Raw genomic sequence first — 2,149 nt, forward strand, 5'->3', positions numbered from 1 at the left:
TAGTTATATGAAAATATAAAACTATTAGTTTGGAGGGCTCAAAATGGAAATGCAAAAGAAGAGAATTAAAGAATCTAAATCAATTGAAGAAGAAGTTGAAGGAGTTACTGAAAAGGTAGTTGGTGGGGTTTCTGTAAAGGAAGTGATTTCGCCGCCTGCAAATCTGGAATTAGACGACCTAAGAATGAGATACGCAGATCAACCAGAGCGATTTAACAGTTGGTATTGCACAGTAAATTTTCCATATGAAGGAAAAGAATGTCTATTAAAATTCTGTATTATAGTAGGAACACTAATGCCTGAAATGGTTATTTTAAACTATAGCCAAGGTCCATTATCCATCAAAAAGGAGAAAAACGTACAGATATTAGAAAAGCCCAGTAATTTTGTAGATGTAAACCATCCGCCGTCATCACCAGATGCCTTCAAGTACAGTGAAGACGATGAAATGGTAGCATTTGAAATGGACGAATTAAGCTTCATATGTAATGAGGAAGAACAGAAAGTGATTTCAAGTAGTGAAGAGCTTGGCTGCGAATTAACCTTTAAACCCAGAGGACCACCGCTTTTTTGGGCAGGTGAGAGAGGCGCATTAAGTAAAATAACTGAGGGAACCCAAGTCCGTATCTTTGAAGCGTTATGTAATGCACAAGGAAAAATAATTGTCAACGGAAAAGAAATCAAGGTCAAAGGTACAGGGGTATTCGAACATGCATGGATTAACAAAATAAACTTCTTCGAAATTAGGCAAGTTGACTGGATTTATACCAATTTCGATAATATGTACCTGTTCCTCTTTCCTGTGGATTCAGTTTTTAGTGATGGTCGTCCTCGCCACTATGTAACTGGAGGTATTTACAACGTTAAAGACAATGATTATATATATGTGAACGAGTGCGAGGTCGTTCCAGGGAATTGGGCGTTTATAGAAGAATGTTACCGGTTTATACCCACACAGTGGAAGATTAAGGCGGAAACGGATAAGGGCGCATTAAACATGAATGCCACTGTTTCAATATATCCACAGTTCATCTTTAAGGAGAGACTCGAAGACTTGTGCTTAAACCGCATTTACGCCTGGAATGTAAACTACTATGACACACCTATAATATGCAATGGAGAATTCGTCTACAACAATGGAAAAACCGTGAAGCTGACCAATGGAAAGGGAATGAATGAAACCATCAGAGTAGTACCCCTCTAATAATAACCACATAAAGAACATCTAAAACAAAGTAAGCATCCCATACATTGCTATAGAATTTAAAACGATGCGAGGCAGAGCTTCACCATCCTGTTGCAATGATGCTTCGTACCCAAATTTAACAGGTGCCCAAAACGCCCTAGGAAATAAGACCTCCCGCCTACACCTCTTTTTTAATCATCTATTTTAAGTATTTAAGAAACACGGCCACACTATGGGTTTATCCTAACCGTTCTGAATTTCCATATCTTTCTGTATATAGGAAATTCTTCGGGCTTCATCCCTGGCTTCATCTCGGGTACAACCCGCCTTTCCGCACAAGGACTGCATCCGCCCGCATTCGGGGGGAACGGTTTTCCATTGGGTAAAGGGCTTCATCGTTTCCTCTGGCCCTCTCCCCACATTCTTAGGAGGGGACTGTTCACCCATTCGGCTCCCATGTGCCACACGTCGGGCTATAGATTCGCAGAATCTTTGTAACGTTTTTCTTCTGTTATTAGCCTAATAATTTATGGTTTTATCGGCGTTTCTCATTAATTTTTAAGGTTTAAACACGTTGGAGCGAAAAAAGACCGGGAAACAGGTTTGAAAACACGGGAAAAAACCTCAAAAAAAGGCAGATTTTGCGAATCTATCGTCGGGTGATTGGCAGAGCCAATATTCCCTTGTCTCTCTTTTTATTTCTTTTGGAAGACCGTATACGCTACAGGAATATACGGTTTCATGCAACAGTTACTTAACCCTTTTACTTTACACTGGAGATTCTCATAATATCGTGGTTAATAGGTGACCACCCTCATCAAAGTCGTTACCCCCCGGTTCTGCTTCCATAAATGACGAAAAAACCCAATTATGATAATTTTTTTATTCTTAAAAGATTATAGGATGGGCGCTTTGGGACAAAATTAGTAACTCTTTCTTCTTAAAGGATTTGTCCATTGCTGG

Annotated in this window: 2 protein-coding genes; one reads left to right on the forward strand and one right to left on the reverse strand. The window is 39.6% G+C overall.

Features of this window, described 5'->3' with window-relative positions; genetic code table 11:
- The first annotated feature begins 43 nt into the window (after nt 1-43).
- Nucleotides 44-1,204 carry a hypothetical protein gene (locus tag ACUVXA_RS20090; protein ID WP_445873071.1) on the forward strand — a complete coding sequence of 387 codons (1,161 nt, stop codon included), beginning with the start codon at nt 44-46 and terminating at the stop codon, nt 1,202-1,204.
- Between the two features lie 225 nt (nt 1,205-1,429).
- Here the strand turns inward: ACUVXA_RS20090 and ACUVXA_RS20095 are convergent, their stop codons facing one another.
- Nucleotides 1,430-1,633, reverse strand: coding sequence for a hypothetical protein (locus ACUVXA_RS20095; RefSeq protein WP_445873072.1), 204 nt, complete (start codon nt 1,631-1,633; stop codon nt 1,430-1,432).
- Between the last annotated feature and the right edge of the window lie 516 nt (nt 1,634-2,149).

This window comes from Candidatus Jordarchaeum sp., from assembly GCF_052745115.1.

Coding starts and splice junctions, on each gene's coding strand:
- ACUVXA_RS20090 (WP_445873071.1), top strand. CDS start 44: ATGGAAATGCAAAAGAAGAGAATTAAAGAATCTAAATCAATTGAAGAA.
- ACUVXA_RS20095 (WP_445873072.1), bottom strand. CDS start 1,633: ATGGGTGAACAGTCCCCTCCTAAGAATGTGGGGAGAGGGCCAGAGGAA.